Annotated in this window: 21 protein-coding genes and 1 tRNA gene; all 22 read right to left on the bottom strand. The window is 73.2% G+C overall.

From position 1 onward, the window contains the following. Positions 1-375 (bottom strand): DUF4326 domain-containing protein (locus tag A3IG_RS31250; RefSeq protein WP_018386413.1); only part of this gene is annotated, 375 nt, incomplete at its 3' end. Continuing rightward, positions 375-752, bottom strand: a complete 378-nt coding sequence (locus tag A3IG_RS33435; protein ID WP_158676932.1) for a hypothetical protein — start codon at positions 750-752, stop codon at positions 375-377. The genes A3IG_RS31250 and A3IG_RS33435, both read right to left, overlap by 1 nt. Beyond that, positions 749-1,564: a hypothetical protein gene (locus A3IG_RS33430; RefSeq protein ID WP_018386411.1), complete on the bottom strand. Its 816-nt coding sequence runs from the start codon at positions 1,562-1,564 to the stop codon at positions 749-751. The genes A3IG_RS33435 and A3IG_RS33430 overlap by 4 nt, the downstream gene beginning before the upstream one ends. 24 nt (positions 1,565-1,588) lie before the next feature. Further along, positions 1,589-1,661, bottom strand: a tRNA-Leu gene (locus A3IG_RS0125425). Positions 1,662-1,774: 113 nt separating this feature from the next. Next, positions 1,775-2,959: an Eco57I restriction-modification methylase domain-containing protein gene (locus tag A3IG_RS0125420; protein ID WP_158676931.1), complete on the bottom strand. Its 1,185-nt coding sequence runs from the start codon at positions 2,957-2,959 to the stop codon at positions 1,775-1,777. After that, positions 2,956-3,951, bottom strand: coding sequence for a helix-turn-helix transcriptional regulator (locus A3IG_RS32135; RefSeq protein ID WP_018386409.1), 996 nt, complete (start codon positions 3,949-3,951; stop codon positions 2,956-2,958). Before A3IG_RS32135 ends, A3IG_RS0125420 begins: the two co-directional genes overlap by 4 nt. 277 nt (positions 3,952-4,228) lie before the next feature. Continuing rightward, a complete protein-coding gene (locus A3IG_RS0125410; protein WP_018386408.1) occupies positions 4,229-4,447 on the bottom strand; it encodes a hypothetical protein in 219 nt (72 codons plus the stop codon). Then, entirely contained in the window at positions 4,444-4,773 is a 330-nt protein-coding gene (locus A3IG_RS34420) for a hypothetical protein (protein ID WP_158676930.1), read from the bottom strand. Before A3IG_RS34420 ends, A3IG_RS0125410 begins: the two co-directional genes overlap by 4 nt. After that, entirely contained in the window at positions 4,770-5,474 is a 705-nt protein-coding gene (locus A3IG_RS0125405; protein WP_018386407.1) for an ATP-binding protein, read from the bottom strand. The genes A3IG_RS34420 and A3IG_RS0125405 overlap by 4 nt, the downstream gene beginning before the upstream one ends. Next, the gene (locus A3IG_RS0125400; RefSeq protein ID WP_018386406.1) at positions 5,474-6,406 is read right to left on the bottom strand and encodes a hypothetical protein; all 933 of its coding nucleotides are present in this window, start codon (positions 6,404-6,406) and stop codon (positions 5,474-5,476) included. The genes A3IG_RS0125405 and A3IG_RS0125400 overlap by 1 nt, the downstream gene beginning before the upstream one ends. Positions 6,407-6,484: 78 nt before the next feature. Continuing rightward, complete coding sequence (locus A3IG_RS0125395) at positions 6,485-7,366, bottom strand: hypothetical protein (protein WP_018386405.1); 882 nt, start codon at positions 7,364-7,366, stop codon at positions 6,485-6,487. Next, entirely contained in the window at positions 7,367-8,161 is a 795-nt protein-coding gene (locus tag A3IG_RS32130; RefSeq protein ID WP_018386404.1) for a hypothetical protein, read from the bottom strand. It abuts the gene before it with no gap. 73 nt (positions 8,162-8,234) lie between these two features. Next, positions 8,235-8,645 (bottom strand): hypothetical protein, encoded by a 411-nt coding sequence (locus tag A3IG_RS32125; RefSeq protein ID WP_018386403.1) that lies wholly within the window; start codon positions 8,643-8,645, stop codon positions 8,235-8,237. Next, positions 8,642-8,953, bottom strand: coding sequence for a hypothetical protein (locus A3IG_RS31225; RefSeq protein ID WP_018386402.1), 312 nt, complete (start codon positions 8,951-8,953; stop codon positions 8,642-8,644). Before A3IG_RS31225 ends, A3IG_RS32125 begins: the two co-directional genes overlap by 4 nt. Continuing rightward, entirely contained in the window at positions 8,950-9,210 is a 261-nt protein-coding gene (locus A3IG_RS0125375; protein ID WP_018386401.1) for a hypothetical protein, read from the bottom strand. Before A3IG_RS0125375 ends, A3IG_RS31225 begins: the two co-directional genes overlap by 4 nt. Beyond that, entirely contained in the window at positions 9,203-9,535 is a 333-nt protein-coding gene (locus A3IG_RS0125370) for a WhiB family transcriptional regulator (protein ID WP_018386400.1), read from the bottom strand. The genes A3IG_RS0125375 and A3IG_RS0125370 overlap by 8 nt, the downstream gene beginning before the upstream one ends. After that, positions 9,535-10,068, bottom strand: coding sequence for a hypothetical protein (locus A3IG_RS0125365; RefSeq protein WP_018386399.1), 534 nt, complete (start codon positions 10,066-10,068; stop codon positions 9,535-9,537). The genes A3IG_RS0125370 and A3IG_RS0125365 overlap by 1 nt, the downstream gene beginning before the upstream one ends. After that, entirely contained in the window at positions 10,065-10,691 is a 627-nt protein-coding gene (locus A3IG_RS0125360) for an ERF family protein (RefSeq protein ID WP_018386398.1), read from the bottom strand. Before A3IG_RS0125360 ends, A3IG_RS0125365 begins: the two co-directional genes overlap by 4 nt. Positions 10,692-10,853: 162 nt before the next feature. Next, positions 10,854-11,906 carry a YqaJ viral recombinase family nuclease gene (locus A3IG_RS0125355; RefSeq protein WP_018386397.1) on the bottom strand — a complete coding sequence of 351 codons (1,053 nt, stop codon included), beginning with the start codon at positions 11,904-11,906 and terminating at the stop codon, positions 10,854-10,856. Further along, positions 11,903-12,487, bottom strand: a complete 585-nt coding sequence (locus A3IG_RS32120; protein ID WP_018386396.1) for a helix-turn-helix domain-containing protein — start codon at positions 12,485-12,487, stop codon at positions 11,903-11,905. Before A3IG_RS32120 ends, A3IG_RS0125355 begins: the two co-directional genes overlap by 4 nt. A gap of 112 nt (positions 12,488-12,599) precedes the next feature. Beyond that, entirely contained in the window at positions 12,600-12,788 is a 189-nt protein-coding gene (locus A3IG_RS0125340; RefSeq protein WP_018386394.1) for a hypothetical protein, read from the bottom strand. Next, a complete protein-coding gene (locus A3IG_RS0125335; RefSeq protein ID WP_158676929.1) occupies positions 12,785-13,153 on the bottom strand; it encodes a hypothetical protein in 369 nt (122 codons plus the stop codon). Before A3IG_RS0125335 ends, A3IG_RS0125340 begins: the two co-directional genes overlap by 4 nt. Positions 13,154-13,272 lie beyond the last annotated feature (119 nt).

The raw sequence follows: 13,272 nt of genomic DNA, 5'->3' as shown, positions 1-13,272 counted from the left end.
GCCCGCCGCGAGGCGGAGAAGCACCGCGCCGTGGCAGTGGTCGGGCCAGCCGGGCTCCGGGGCCGGGCACCAGCACATGAGGTCCCGCCCGGCCAAGTCCCGGCGGGCGGAGTTCGCCACCCACGGCCGGTCGGCCACCCACGTGCGGTAGAGCCGCACCGCCTCGGCCCGGGCCTCGGTGGCGGTGTCGCACGTGCGCCACTGCGTGCCTTGGCCTTGGGTGGCTGGGACCCCGTAGGTGCCGTCGGCGTGGCGGACGACAGGGAACGGGTTGCCCCAGCGGCTGCCCCGGCCCACGTACACCGGCAGCCGGCCAGCGGCATCGCGAGGGGCGCGCCACCCGGCGGTGCGGCGACGCTGGATGCGGGTGGGCATCAGGGGGCCTCCTGGTGGTGGATGGTGGTGGGTGGGCTGGGGCACGCGGCCATGTGCCCGGCGATGTCGTCGGGGGTGCGGCAGCCGGGGGTCTGGCACCAGTGCATGCCGCGCCAGGTGACGCCGCCCTGTGCGGTGAGCGCGGCGGCGGCCAGGCCGCGGGCCAACGAGTTGAACGTCCGCGCGCAGTGCCGGCCGCCGTACTGGAGGTCGTCGCCGTGGCTGCCTACCACGTCGGCGGCGGCCGAGGCGATGCCGGCCAGGGTGGCCGGGGACTGGCCACGCAGCTCGTGCATGTGCAGCGGCACGGCCAGGGCGAGGGACGTACGCAGCATGAAGTCCTGCATCTCTGTGGCCGGCTGGGCAGAGGACTTCACGCGGCGATCCCCGTTGCGGCAGCGCGCCTCGCGGCGCCCCGCTCGCGTTCGCACGCCCGGCACCGGCGGACTCGAGCGCCCCCGGGCCGGCCGCGACCCCACCTGGTTGTCTCCGGCGTCCACTCGTGCCCGGCGGAGCAGTGGGTGGCCAGGGCCCGGTCGTACGCCCCGACCCGGCGGTCTCTGCGCAGGCGCGGCGCTGGGTCTGGGGCGAACCACCGCTCGGCGAACTGGGCCTTGGCGGTGCGGAGGCGCCCCTTCATCGCCACCTCGCTGATCCCCAGGGCCTGCGCGGCGGCTCGCACGGTGTCATGCGCCGCCAGGGCGACGACGGCGTTCCGGTATATGGGCGACAGGGTGGCCAGGATCTGCCGTACCGCCACCGTCTCCACCAGCACGTCCTCCGCGGCAGTGCCGGAGGTGGGGTGCCAGTAGATCGTGAACCGCGGAGCGGAAGCCACACCGTCCACCGCACGGTCCCGGGGGATGCCGTACAGGCGTCGGACGTCGCGGACCTCGGCGTAGATCGCCTGCCAGCCGACACGGACTAGGTGCTGCCACGATGGCGGCTCCGCGGCTTCGGCCAGGGCGAGGGCGACAGCGGACCAGGCGATGTCGTAGCGGGTGGACATGTCCGCGGCGAGCGACCGGTCAGCGGCGCAGGCCGCGCGGGCGATGCGGTCGAGGTCGGCGAGGGCGTAGCCGTGGCGGAGGATCCCGCGGGCGTGCGGGTGCACGGCCGGGGTGTCGCCGGTGACGGTGCGCACCGCCGGTGGCCGGCCGGGGGTGGTGATGGTGAGCTGGTAGTCCACGGTGGTCCTCCTAGTGCCGGTGCGTGCCCGGGGCGGGATTCGAACCCGCACTTGTCCGCTTTTAAGGCGGTTGCTTCTGCCGTTGAGCGACCCGGGCCGGGGGTCATGCGGGGAACAGGGCGAGCTGCCGGGGCGGCCCGGGTTCGAACCCGCAGGTGGGGCCGCTTTTAAGGCGGCTGCGTCTACCTGTTGCGCCACCCGGGCCGGGGGTCAGAAGAGATCGAGTTGTGCGGGCGGTGGCGCGGTGGCGGTCTTGCCACCGCGGATGGCGAGGTCGAACAGCAGCACCGTGAACGGCACCGATAGGGAGAACTGGCCCACGCACACGTCGCGGTACGCCGCGCGGATCGCTTCGCGGGTGGCCCGGTCTTTGACGGTGATGTACGGCGGGTTGGCGATCACCGCGTGGTAGGTGCCGCGGGTCAAGATTCCGGGGTAGTCGGCGGTGTCGTCCAGGATGGTGCCGGGCGGGTTGAGGTCGCTCTGGCCGGCGAGGAGGGCGTTGCCGACGGCCACCCGGGGCCGGATCCAGCCCGGGATGTCGTGGAGCCGCAGCGGGGCGGGCAGGGCACCGTCAGCGGCGAGGAGCGCGGCGGCGGTGACGGTGAGCCGCAGCCGGGCCACCGCGGCGGTCAGCGGGTCGAGTTCCACGCCGTGGAGTCCGGCCAGCACGCGGCGCATCGCCGTCTCGGGTCCGCACCTGGGGTGACCGGGGCCGGCGGAGCGGTACCACTGGTACAGGCCGATCATGGCCCAGGTGAGGATGTGCCCTGTGCCGCACGCAGGGTCGATCACCCGCAGGGTTTCGCGGGGCCATTCGGTGATGGCGGGCAGCAGGGTGTGTTCGCACAGGAAATCGCAGATCCACCAGGGGGTTTGGCACAGGGCGTTGCCCTTGCGGCGGTCGTCGCCGGCGAGTTGGAGGAGGTCGCCCGCCAGCCAGCCGGTGATGGAGGCGGGTCCGCGGTCGGGGGTGGCGTACGCCAGATCCGGCGCGGTGGTGGTCCACCAGTCGATCAGGTTCCGGAGCATGTCCTCGGTCGGCTTCGCTTGGCCGATCGGGTTGTACCTGGGGTCGGTCAGGCAGGCGGTGGCGGGATGCGCGGCGAGATCGGCGAGGCCGCTGCGGATCCAGCCGGCCAGGGTGCCGCCGGCGGCGAGGTGCTGTTTGCGGCGGGGCTCGGCGTCGGCGCGGACCCGGGTGGGGATCAACCCGTGGTCCTCGGCCCAGGCGATCAGCACGGTGGTGTACACCCAGGACCCAGCGACACGGCCAACTCCAGGTCCCTGGCCGGCGGCCAGTGCCTCGGTATGCCGGGCCAGGGCCCGTGCCAGAGGGCGGGTGAACGCGGCGTCGTCCACAGGGCAGGGCCGGGACGGAGCGGTGGTGTTCATGCCGCCTCACCCCCGGCTGGGTCAGGGGCGGGCCGGCGGGTACCTCGGAGCAACGCCGACAGGGTGGAGACCGGCACTCCAGCGTCGGCTGCCACTGCCCGCAGGCGTTCCCCGCCCTGGACTCGGTCCCGCAGCACCTCGACCTGAGACACAGTCAGTCTGGGCTTGCCGGAGCTGTCGGTGGGTGCGGAGATCCGTTTGTCCTTGCGCCAGGGCCGCGTCGGGGCGGTCTCGCCCTGGTGCCACCAGCGGTAGAACCGGCGACGGGCACCGGCGACGATGCTGGTGAACGTGCGCGGTGACGCGCCGATGGCGTGGGCGGCGGCCTGGTAGGTGCCGTATGCGGCCAGCGCAGTCAGGGCCTGCTGCTGGCGGGGAGTCAGCAGTGGCCACACCTGGGCCAGGGCAATCCGATCGACTACCCCGTCTTCTGGTGAGGGGGTGTGCGCGGCGAACCAGAACCGCTGGTAGCCAGGGGCGGTGTGGGAGCCGTGGCCGGGATGGTCGGCGCTCCATCCGCGGTGGCGCATCTCTCCGTGGACGTGGCGGTCGCTGGCCCGTATTCCGACGCTGATCAGGGCCCTGCGTGTCGGGGCCTCGTCCGCAGTGCACAGGTGTTCAGCGAGGGCGTGCCAGACGGCGTCGTACCGGTCGGTGACGTCGGTGGCGGTGTGCCAGCGATCCAGGCGGAGGACGGTCTGAGTGAGGTGGTGGAGGTCGGTGAGGGTGTAGCCGTGCATCGGCTGCCGCTGTCCGGCCGGTTCCTCGTTGGCGGCTTCGGTGAGGGTGAAGTCGCCGGCGTGCGCATGGTGGCTGCGGACGGTGCCGACCAGCTTCGTGGAGTCGAGGGTGACCTCGACGCGTCGGGTGCCGAGGATGCCGCGGGCGTGCTGGTGCACTGCTTCGGCGAGGTCGGGGGGTGTGGCGCCGGTGACTTCGCGTATCGCGGGCGGCTGGCCGGGGACGGTGAGGGCGAGCTGATACGTGATCACAGCGTCGGCTCCTGTGACTGCGTGGGCGCGTGAGACAGACCCGGATGACGCTTGGGATGTCCGCGCGGGTGTTCGGCTGCCAGACGGCCGTACAGGCGCCTTAGACGGTCCGCTGCGCGGCGCCACCGGGGCGCGGTGTAGCGGATCGTCCACCCGGAGCCTGCGAGTTGCTCGAGGGCGAACCGAGCGGTGTCCTCGGGGGTCCGCTGATCCCGTGGGGTGATCAGCCGGTAGTCCTCGAGGGCTGCGGCCAGGTCCGCGGCGACGGCCGCCGGAATCACCGGTGGCCTCGAAGTCCGGCCTCAAGCTGGCTGTCGCTCGCGTTGTCGAACGCGTCGGCCCAGTCCACGAACTCGCCTCGCTCCCGGGCGACGGCGTACCGGGACCAGCACCCGGTGCACAGCCGGGCCGGGACATCGCCCCACTCGGAGCGCGAGTCGAACAACGGACGGCGCTGCTTACAAAGGCCGCACTGGCCTTCGGTCGGGTTGGTCACTGGTCCTCCTCGTGGGCGCCGCAGTCGCAGGGGTGACGGCTGGCATCGGGTCGGGCGGTTGGGGGAGCTGTCCCGGCCCAGCGGCGATAGTCGTCGAGGGCGGCCCACCAGGCGCTCATCGGCAGCGGAGGTAGAAGGCCGCGGGGCCGGGTGCCGGGCGGCCAGGCTCCGGGCCGGTGCACGGCGAGCCGGCCGGCGGCGGGTCGCTGGGCGGGTGCCGAGCTCGTGAGGGCCGGCCGCGGCCGGCGGATCTGCTGCCGGAGGAACCTGCCCAGGTCGCCCTGGCGGCGCATGGCCCGAATGTCGTCGGGGGTGATCTCGTTCACGGCTGGCCCCGGCGGAGGTCGGGGCCAGCGAGGGTAACGATCGTGGCGGCTTGGGCGAGGCGGGACGCGAGGCGGTCGCCGAGCTGGGCGGCGAGTTCGGTGACGAGCAGGTTGGTGGTGATGATCACGGGCCGGCACTGGTTGTAGCGCTCGTTGATCAGCCGGTACGTGGCCTCCTCGGTCCACTCGCTCAACTTCTCGGTGCCGAGGTCGTCGAGGAGCAGCAGCGGGATCCGGGCCAGCCGGCGGAGCTCGTACTCGCTGCCGCGTTCGCTGCCGCCGGGGCGGAGCAGCCCGTACATGTCCGGGGCGGTGGTGGCGATCATCTCGAAACGCCGCGGGCCGGCTTCGGCGATCCGGCGCAGCGCCCCGTATGCCTGGTGGGTTTTGCCGGTGCCGATCGGTCCGGTGAGGACGAGGATCCCGGCGGTGTCGGGGTCGGGGGCGGCGCGGTCGGCCCAGGTGGTGATGTCGGGGTGGGTGCAGGTGGCCGTGCGGTACCGGCGGGGGGCGGCAGTCTCCCAGCGGGCGAGGGCGACGCGGGCCCGAGCCTGGCGGTGGTATTCGGGGTGGCCGGGATCGTCGGGGGTGAGGGTGGTGTCGGTGGGGCCGGGGGCGACCTGCGGGCGGTCGGCGAGGCCGGCCATGAGCCGGGCGAGCGCGGACGGCGGACGGCCGGCGAGGGTCTGCGGTTCGGGCATCAGAAGCCTCCCTGGTTGAGGTACGCCTCAGCGGGCGGGCACTGGTAGGGCTGGTGGCCGTTGACGGCGCGGAGGACGGGGCGGCCGGGGCGGGCGCCGCGTTCGTCGGTGGGTGCGGTGGCCGGGTCGGGCAGGGGGGCGACCTCGCGCCAGCCGGGGAGGAAGTACCGGCCGTAGCTGACCCGGCGAGCAGCGGCCTGGTCGATGGCGTAGGCGGCGAGGGCCGGGGTGCCGCTGCGTTGGATGCAGGCGTGGACGATGAGCCACTCGGCGTCGCTGAGGTTCCAGCGCAGGTGGGTGTGTCCGGCACGGCTGATCGCATCGACGAGAGGGCGGGCGAATTCGGGGATGGTGACCGACGGACGCGAAGGCTGCCCGGCTTGCTGGCTAGCTGGCTTGCTTGAGGGGTCTGAGGGGTCTGAGGGGAAGGGGTCCGGGATTCCCGGACCCTTTCCATGTGGTTCCCGGACCCTTTCGAGGTCGTTCCCGGACCCTTTCTCTCCGATTGGGTCCGGAGTCCCCGGACGCTTTCCGGGTGATTGGGTCCGGGGATCCCGGACGCTTTCGAGGTCATTGGGTCCGGGGTCCCCGGACGCTTTCGGCTCCATAGCGTCTGGGGATTCCGGACCCTTTCCAGCGTCCGAGACGGGACCGAGGACCGGGATGCGGTACACGGCCCGGCGCCCCCGGTGGCCGCCAGAGACGGTCTCGAGGGCTCCCTTCTGCCGCAGCGCCTTGATCACCTCGTAGCGGCTGGAACGCGCGGGCAGCCGCATGCGGTGGGCGATCTGCGGGTCATCCTCGATTCCGGGCCAGCACTGCCGCGTGCCGTCGTTGGCGTTCTCGGCCAGCACGGCAAGGGCGTACCGCTCGCGCCACGTCAGCACCTCGGGTGCATGGTCGAGGACCTCGAGGAAGAGGCGGATGCCCACAAGTGTCTCTTTCGTCGTGCTGGTCAGGACTGGCTGCGCCGGGCGGCCCCGCGGTGGTGCGGGGCCGCCCGCAGGGGGCTACTTCGGCTCGGGGTAGGGCTCCGGCCGCGAGCCGCCCGGCCGGTACGACAGGAGCTGGACGCTGCGGCCGTCGCGGTAGGCGTTCCAGCCCTTGATGACCACGGCGGTGACCACGGACTCGTCGGGGTTGCTGCGGTCGGCGGCGAAGTTGTGGAGCGCGCGCCGCAGGGCGTAGATCGGGTCGTCGGTCATCAGGCCGGCGCCGTCGGCGAGGCGGGCGAAGAAGAACGCGCAGTCGCTGCTGTCGATGTTGGTGAACAGCCAGTGGCAGAGCGCGGCCGTGCCTCCGCTGATGCGCATGGATTTCCGGACGCGGTCGGCGATCTCCACCGAGCGGCGGAGCTCGGGGTGGTCCTCGAGGAGGGCCAGGAGCTGCCGGTGGGTGGGCTTGGCCGTCCCGGCGCCCCGGAGGTTCTTGCGGTGGCCCTTCTGCCACTGGTGGACCCTCACGAGGGCGGCGGCGAGCACGACGCAGTGGCTCTCGCCGCGGAGCTTGAGGGCGTCGGCGAGGACTCGCTTGGCGCCGGTGTCCATGGTGTCCTGCGTGCTGGCGGGCAGGCCGGTGACGACGAGCATGCGGATGGTGACGTTGGCGGCGACGATGGCGCTGAGGCGGTGCTGGCCGTCCAGCAGCGGGCCGCCGGTCAGGTAGGGGTTGTCGAAGAGGGCGATGTCGCCCCGGGCGAACTTGATGGCCTGACCGTCCTCGACCCAGTTCCCGTCGCGCATGTCGGCGGCGTAGCTGTTGACGACGCGGTCGCGGAGGTTGCGGTTGTGGGTGTTCTGCCGCAGCCACCTCTTGGCGGTGGCCGGGGTGATGTCGATGACGTGGTAGGACGGTCCGTCCTGGTCGGGGCGGGTTACGCTGGTCTTGCGCATCTACTTCTCCTGGTTGATGGAGTTGGCGACGTCGGTGAGGGCGTCGCTGAGGGTGTGGAGGCTCGTCGCCCACCAGCGGCGGGCCTCCGTGCTGGTGGGGGCCTGGTCCAGGTGCATGGCCTTCAGCAGGCGGGTGGTGTGCTCGAGGGCTCCGAGGAGGTCGGGCATCTGGTGGTGGGTGGTCTCCCGGTTGCGGTCGAACCGGTCGTCGTCGGTGAGCCGGGCGAGGCGTTCGGCGGCGCGGGAGAGGTCGTGGGCGGCGTCGGCCCACGCTTCGGGCAGCGGCCGGCGGCGAGGCCCGGCCGGCGGGGCGGTCTCTGGCGGCGCGGGTGTTGGCCGCGGGGTGACCGCGGCCTGAAACCCGAGCCCGGTTGGCTGCACCCGGTCCGTTCCGCCGAGCCGCGCTTCGTCGGACGCCGGCTCGGGAGCGGGCCGGGCAGCGTACGTCTTGCCGTCAGCGCCGAGGACAGGTGAGGAGAATTCCTCACCTCCCGCCGCGAGGTCGTTCCGCACGGTCTTCTGGTCGATGCCTGCCGCGGCCGCGATAGCTCGAGTGCTGAGCCCGCTGTCGCGCAGTGACGCGACGACCTCCTGCCGTTCTTCCCGGGGGAGTCGGAGCCGGGTGGTGCCGAACTCCTCGGTGCAGTACGCGTCCCAGGAGGCGTAGCCGAGGACGGCCCAGGCGCGGGAGGTGTACGCCTCCTGGATCAGCAGCCAGGTGCCTTCAACGGCGACTCGGATCCGGTCGGTGAGCGCGCGGGCCTGCTCACGGGTGGGCAGGACGACGTCGGTCACGGTTCTCCTCTCGAGGTGGGTGGTGGTCCCGGGCGCGGGGTGTGTGCCGCCCGCGCCCGGGACCGGTCAGGGGTCAGAGCACGGCGGCGATGCCCTTGGCGAGGTTCATGACGAACTGGTCGCGGGCGGGGGCGGCCATGTCGGGGTGGAACGCGAAGTGCACGCGGACGCGGGACTCGCTCTCGCCGTCGCTGGGGCCGACGGCGAGCTGGAGCGTGTGCTCGTCCGGCTCGAGGCCGTCGGCACCGAGACGGACGGCCCACGCCGACAGGTGGGCCGCCCCGAGGAGCATCTGGAACACCCGCTTGTGAGCGGCGTCGAACTCGGCCTCGGGCAGGTCGTCCCAGGTGGTGGCGCCCTCACGGATGGGCTGGCCGGCCATCTCCCGGCGGACGGCGTCGAACCACGGGCCCCACGGGAGCGCGCGGTGCTGGCGGGCGGCCTCGGCGAGCAGGTCGTCGTCGGTGTAGGGGCGGTCGGTCACGGGGTGGTCCTCTCGTAGGTGTGGTGGACCGCGTCCTGGGCGGCGCGGTAGACGTGCGTGGAGGAGCGGCGCTTGCCGCTGGCGATCGCGCGGTTGTCGACCACCCGGGAGTCGCTGAGCGGGCTCGGGATCGCCTGCGGGGTGTAGCCGGGTCGCGGAGGCGGTTCGGGGCGGCCGTCGAGCGCGGCGGGAGTGTGGGCGGGGCAGGCGACCGAGTTCAGGAAGCGGCGGACGCCCTCGGTCACCCCGCAGCGACGGCCCTCCACTCCGATCCAGTGCCGGCACACCGGCGGGTCCAGGGCGGTCACGAGGTGCTCCCGCCCGAGTTCCGCGCCTGCCACTCCTCTTCGGTGAGGTAGCTGCGGCGGCTGGCGCGCCTCTCGGCGAAGTAGGCGTTCTCGGCCTTGCGGCACGGCTCACACAGCAGCTCCCCGCGGTAGCGGTGCTGCCGCGCGCCCCGGTAGGTGCCGTGCGCGACCTCCTTGCGGAGACTGCCGCCACGGGGCAGCTTCAGGCCGATGGCCTTGATGAGCTCCTCCAGTTCCGTGTCGGTCAGCTCAGCCACGACCCGCCAACCCCTCGGCGGCGCGGCGGCGGTCCCGGACGAGCTCCCACCGCTCCTTACTGGTGAGGCCGCCGTAGATCCCCTCCCGGCGAGTGGCACCCCACCCGGACTCCACGCGCAGGACGTCAGCGAGGCACTCGCCGCGGACCGGGCAGCGGCGGCAGACGGCCTTGGCCTCCTCGAGCTGCGCCAGCGCCGGGCCGGTGTCGCCGACCGGGTGGAACAGGTCGATGTCCATGCCGAGGCAGGCGGCGCGCCGACGCCAGTCCCATGTCCGGTCGAGGGTGTCGGGGGCGTGGGTGGCGTGGGTGGCGAATCGGCGCATCACTGGGCACCTCCCGCGGGGTGGTAGTGGCCGCCGGTCCCGCCGATGCGCACCGGCCGGTCCTGGCACGCCGGGTTCTCGTGGTGGGGGCACGGCTCCCAGGCGGTGGTGTCGGCCGGCCGGGCCCTGTCCTCGAGGCGGCGCCGGGCCGCGGCCAGGTCCCGGGTGAGGCTGACGTTGGCGCCGGTGACCTCGGCGAGCCGGTCGGCCAGGGCCTGCTCGCGCGGGGTGAGCGCCACCGTCTCGACTCGGGCCCGCAGGCCGGCGACCTCGGCGTCGAGCTGGGCGCGCTGCGTCTCCAGACAGGCGACCACGGTCTCCGCCTGGCGGGCCCGCTCCTCCTGCTCGGCACAGATCCGGGCGAGCGCCCGCACCTCGCGGGCGAGGTGGTCGAGGTCGCCGCCGGCGCCGTCGCGGGGCAGGTCGGCGAGGAGGTGGACGGTGCGGGGGTGTGGGGTCCAGCCGGTCACGGCCGGCACCGGGGCCGGTGTGGTGGCGGGCGGGGGCGGGGTGCGGAACATGCGGCGGATCACGACGCGCCTCCGGCGGCGCGCTCCTTGCCGATCCGGACGACCAGGTCGCCGATCGACTCCTCCTCGCCGACCTCGTTGGTGACCAGCGCGCCGAGCTGCCTGGTGGAGCGCAGTTCGTAGTGGATCTGCCGCAGGCGGCCGGCAGAGGTGTCCGGGTGGGTGATCTCGTCCACGTACGACGCGGCCGGCCGGACCGGAGTGTCGCCGCGCTCGAGCGTCTGCTGTTCCGGGTCCGGGTCGTGCGTCGGGGTCATCCCTCCGGTCAGCAACAGCACCCGGAACGCCACGCTCTGGGCCTTCGCGGTGCCCTTGTCCTGCGAGTCCAGCGCCTCGCCGGCGGACTGGAGCAGCGGCAGGCTGTCTCCCATCGGGCCGATCACCTGCCACGTCACCACGACGCGGCACTCCCGCATCTTGCTGCCGCCCTTGCTGACGGCGTCGCCGTACTGGGTCTGCACGGTGACGGGCAGGACGCTCACGCCGTGCCTCAGGGTGACCGGCGCGAAGGTGTTGATCGTGGTGTCGACGCCGCGGAAGTTGTAGCGGGTGCCGGAGGCGTTGTACTGCTCGCGCTTGGCGATGGCGCGGACGTCCCTGCGGACGCGGAGCCAGGCGAGGTGCACGGGGGATCATTGGCGGGTCGTCGTCGCCGGGCTCATACTCGCCCATGTCGGCCAACGGCCCAGCCGGCGCCGGCAGCGCGGCGGGCGTGGGGTACTCGGGCTGCTGCGGCAGGATGTCGCTGGCGCGGCCCGCGGCGGCGGCGGCGCGTTCGGCCAGGTTCGTCATCGGGTGTGCTCCTCACGCAGGCGGCGGGGGATGTTGAGGCGCCGGGCGGTCCGGTCGGACACGCACGCGGCGTAGGCGTCGGGGAACTCCTCACGGAGCCGGGCGTGGTCGACGTGCTCGGTCGAGGAGGTGTCCCAGGAGTAGGCGAGGCGGTCGCCGAGGATCGCGGTGTCGGCGTCGCCGAGGCGCTCCACCAACTTCGCCTTCAGGCGCTTCTTGCGGGCCTTGGCCTCGCGCTCGTCGGCCACGGCGTCCAGGTAGTCCGCCAGGGCGTCCTGTGCCTCGAGGTCGCGGTCGAGGTGGACCACCCCGGCCCGTTCGGGGTGCAGGTCTTCCCACAGGTCCAGCAGCGGCCCGGGCGGTTCGTCGCCGGTGACCGGCGGCGGGTCGCCGGCCACGATCCGGTCCCACACCTGCTGGCCGGCGGCGCGCAGGTCGGCGATGACGTCCTCGTGTTCGTCCCGGCGGACGGTGAACCGGCGGTAGTCGTTGCCGCCGAGGAGGACAGCGACGTGGAGGTGGTCGTAGCCGCAGACGTCGATCTGCCACAGGACCTGCGCGAGGACGTCGTCCGGGCAGCCCTTCCGCCACATCGGGGCCTTCATCTTGTCGCGGCACTTCACCTCGAGCGCGCACTTCTCCCGGGAGCCGGGCGTCAGTGGGCACTCCATGACGCGCCGGTCGAGGGTGCACATCTGCCACAACCGGATCTCGTTGGCGACGAGGCCGACCCGCTGGATCACGGACCGGTTGTCGGCGGCCCAGCGGCGGGCGACCTTGTCCTCGTTGGCGCGGCCCCAGTAGGCGGGTTCGCTGTCTTCGCCGTCGAGGGGCAGGTTTCCGCGCTTGTCGTGGTAGACGGTCTGGATGGTGCCGTGGCGGGAGAGGCCGAGGATGGCGGCCATGTCGCTGGAGCCGATGCCGGAGCGGCGGGCGGTGAGCCACAGGTCGCGGTCGGCGTCGGCGGGGAGGATGAGCCGGCCGGTGGGGGTGACCCGCCGCCCGGCGGCCGGGGCCATGGTGGCCCCGGCGCGCAGGGTGGTCGTCACTCGTCGTCCTCCTCGTCGTACGCGGAGGCGACCGCCAGCGGCGTCACCACGTAGCCCGTGGCGGTCTCGCCGTCCGCGCTCTCGGCAACGAGCTCGGCGACGCCGTCCTCCTCGTCCTCGATCCAGTCGAGGAGGGAGTTCGGCCACTCGCAGCGCATGTCCGCCTCGCAGTGGGCGCGGGCGGCGGCGGCCGTGGTGTACAGGCCCATCACGATCGAGTGGTGCGAGGCCCGGTAGACCGTCAACTCGGCGCCCTGGATGGCTTCACTTCCCGCGCCGCAGGTGTTGCAGGTGAACCCCGCAGGGGGCCGGCCCTCGCACTGCGTGCAGCACTCGCCGCCGTCGGCCAGCAACTCGCCGACCGTCACTCGGAAAAGCGCGGCCATGGCGCTCAACTCACCAGCGTTCCAGGCACGCTGGCGGCACGAGCCGCCGCCGACCTGTTCGGCCTGCGACCAGGTGACATCAGACCAGCGACTTCCGGTGATCGCGGCGAGTCGCGTGCAGGCTTCCTTCTGAGTCCAGCCGGCCTGTCGGCGGAGGCGGCTGATGTTGCGGCTGACGTTCTCTGCGGGCGTCATCGTTTCCCCCTGGTGTGGCGGTGGGTGGTGGTCACGGCCCGCCGCACCAGCGGGCTCAGCAGCGCCCCGGCGGGCGCGGCCAGGAGCACAGCGGCGGCGAGGAAGACGGCGGTCACCGGGCCTCCCGAGGGCCGATCAGCCCGATCGCCTCAAGCAGGTCGCGGGCCGCGGCCTGCTGGGTCTCGCGGTCCACCTCCGGGAGCCGGCTGAGCACCATGCCGGCCGCGGTCACCGCGGCGGCGCGGCGCTCAGCCTCGCTGGTGGGCCGGATCGCGCCGACCTCCCGCAGGGTGTGGCTCACTGCGGCTCACCACCCGCGGGCGGAATCGTCCAGCGAGACGCGGCGGCGGCGAGGACGGCGTCGTCCGGGTCCAGCAGGTGCCGGTCTTCCGGGCGGGGGACCAGGTGGGTGCAGCAGCCCAGCAGGCACAGGCGCGCGCGGGCCGCCCACTGGTCGCGGGTCAGCAGCTCGACGTGCCAACCCCGCCGAGTCTGCCGGGCGCGGTCACGCTGCCTGGGCGTGAACTCCCGGTGGGCGGCTTGCTCATCGAGGCAGAAGCCACCGAGAAGGGACCCGTAGGCACATCCGGTCTGGTCGAACAGCACCCAGCGGCAGCGGCTCAACGGGACGGTCTGGCCGCCGATGCGTACGAGCAGGTCAGCCACGAGGTTCACCGCCACGGCGCTCGGCGAGCTGGGCGATCTGCTCGCGATGCCCGTCGGCGGCACGGCGGGCATCGATGCGGGCCTGCACGGAGGCCGGGACAGGGGCACCGTGCGCGCGG

The sequence above is a fragment of the Wenjunlia vitaminophila DSM 41686 genome, from assembly GCF_000380165.1.
Taxonomy (GTDB): domain Bacteria; phylum Actinomycetota; class Actinomycetes; order Streptomycetales; family Streptomycetaceae; genus Wenjunlia; species Wenjunlia vitaminophila.
The sequence above is the reverse complement of the archived record's forward strand: the minus strand, read 5'-3'. Positions and strand labels throughout refer to the sequence as shown.

Coding starts and splice junctions, on each gene's coding strand:
- A3IG_RS0125420 (WP_158676931.1), bottom strand. CDS start 2,959: ATGAACACCACCGCTCCGTCCCGGCCCTGCCCTGTGGACGACGCCGCG.
- A3IG_RS0125405 (WP_018386407.1), bottom strand. CDS start 5,474: ATGCCCGAACCGCAGACCCTCGCCGGCCGTCCGCCGTCCGCGCTCGCC.
- A3IG_RS0125395 (WP_018386405.1), bottom strand. CDS start 7,366: ATGCGCAAGACCAGCGTAACCCGCCCCGACCAGGACGGACCGTCCTAC.
- A3IG_RS0125370 (WP_018386400.1), bottom strand. CDS start 9,535: ATGCGCCGATTCGCCACCCACGCCACCCACGCCCCCGACACCCTCGAC.
- A3IG_RS32120 (WP_018386396.1), bottom strand. CDS start 12,487: ATGACGCCCGCAGAGAACGTCAGCCGCAACATCAGCCGCCTCCGCCGA.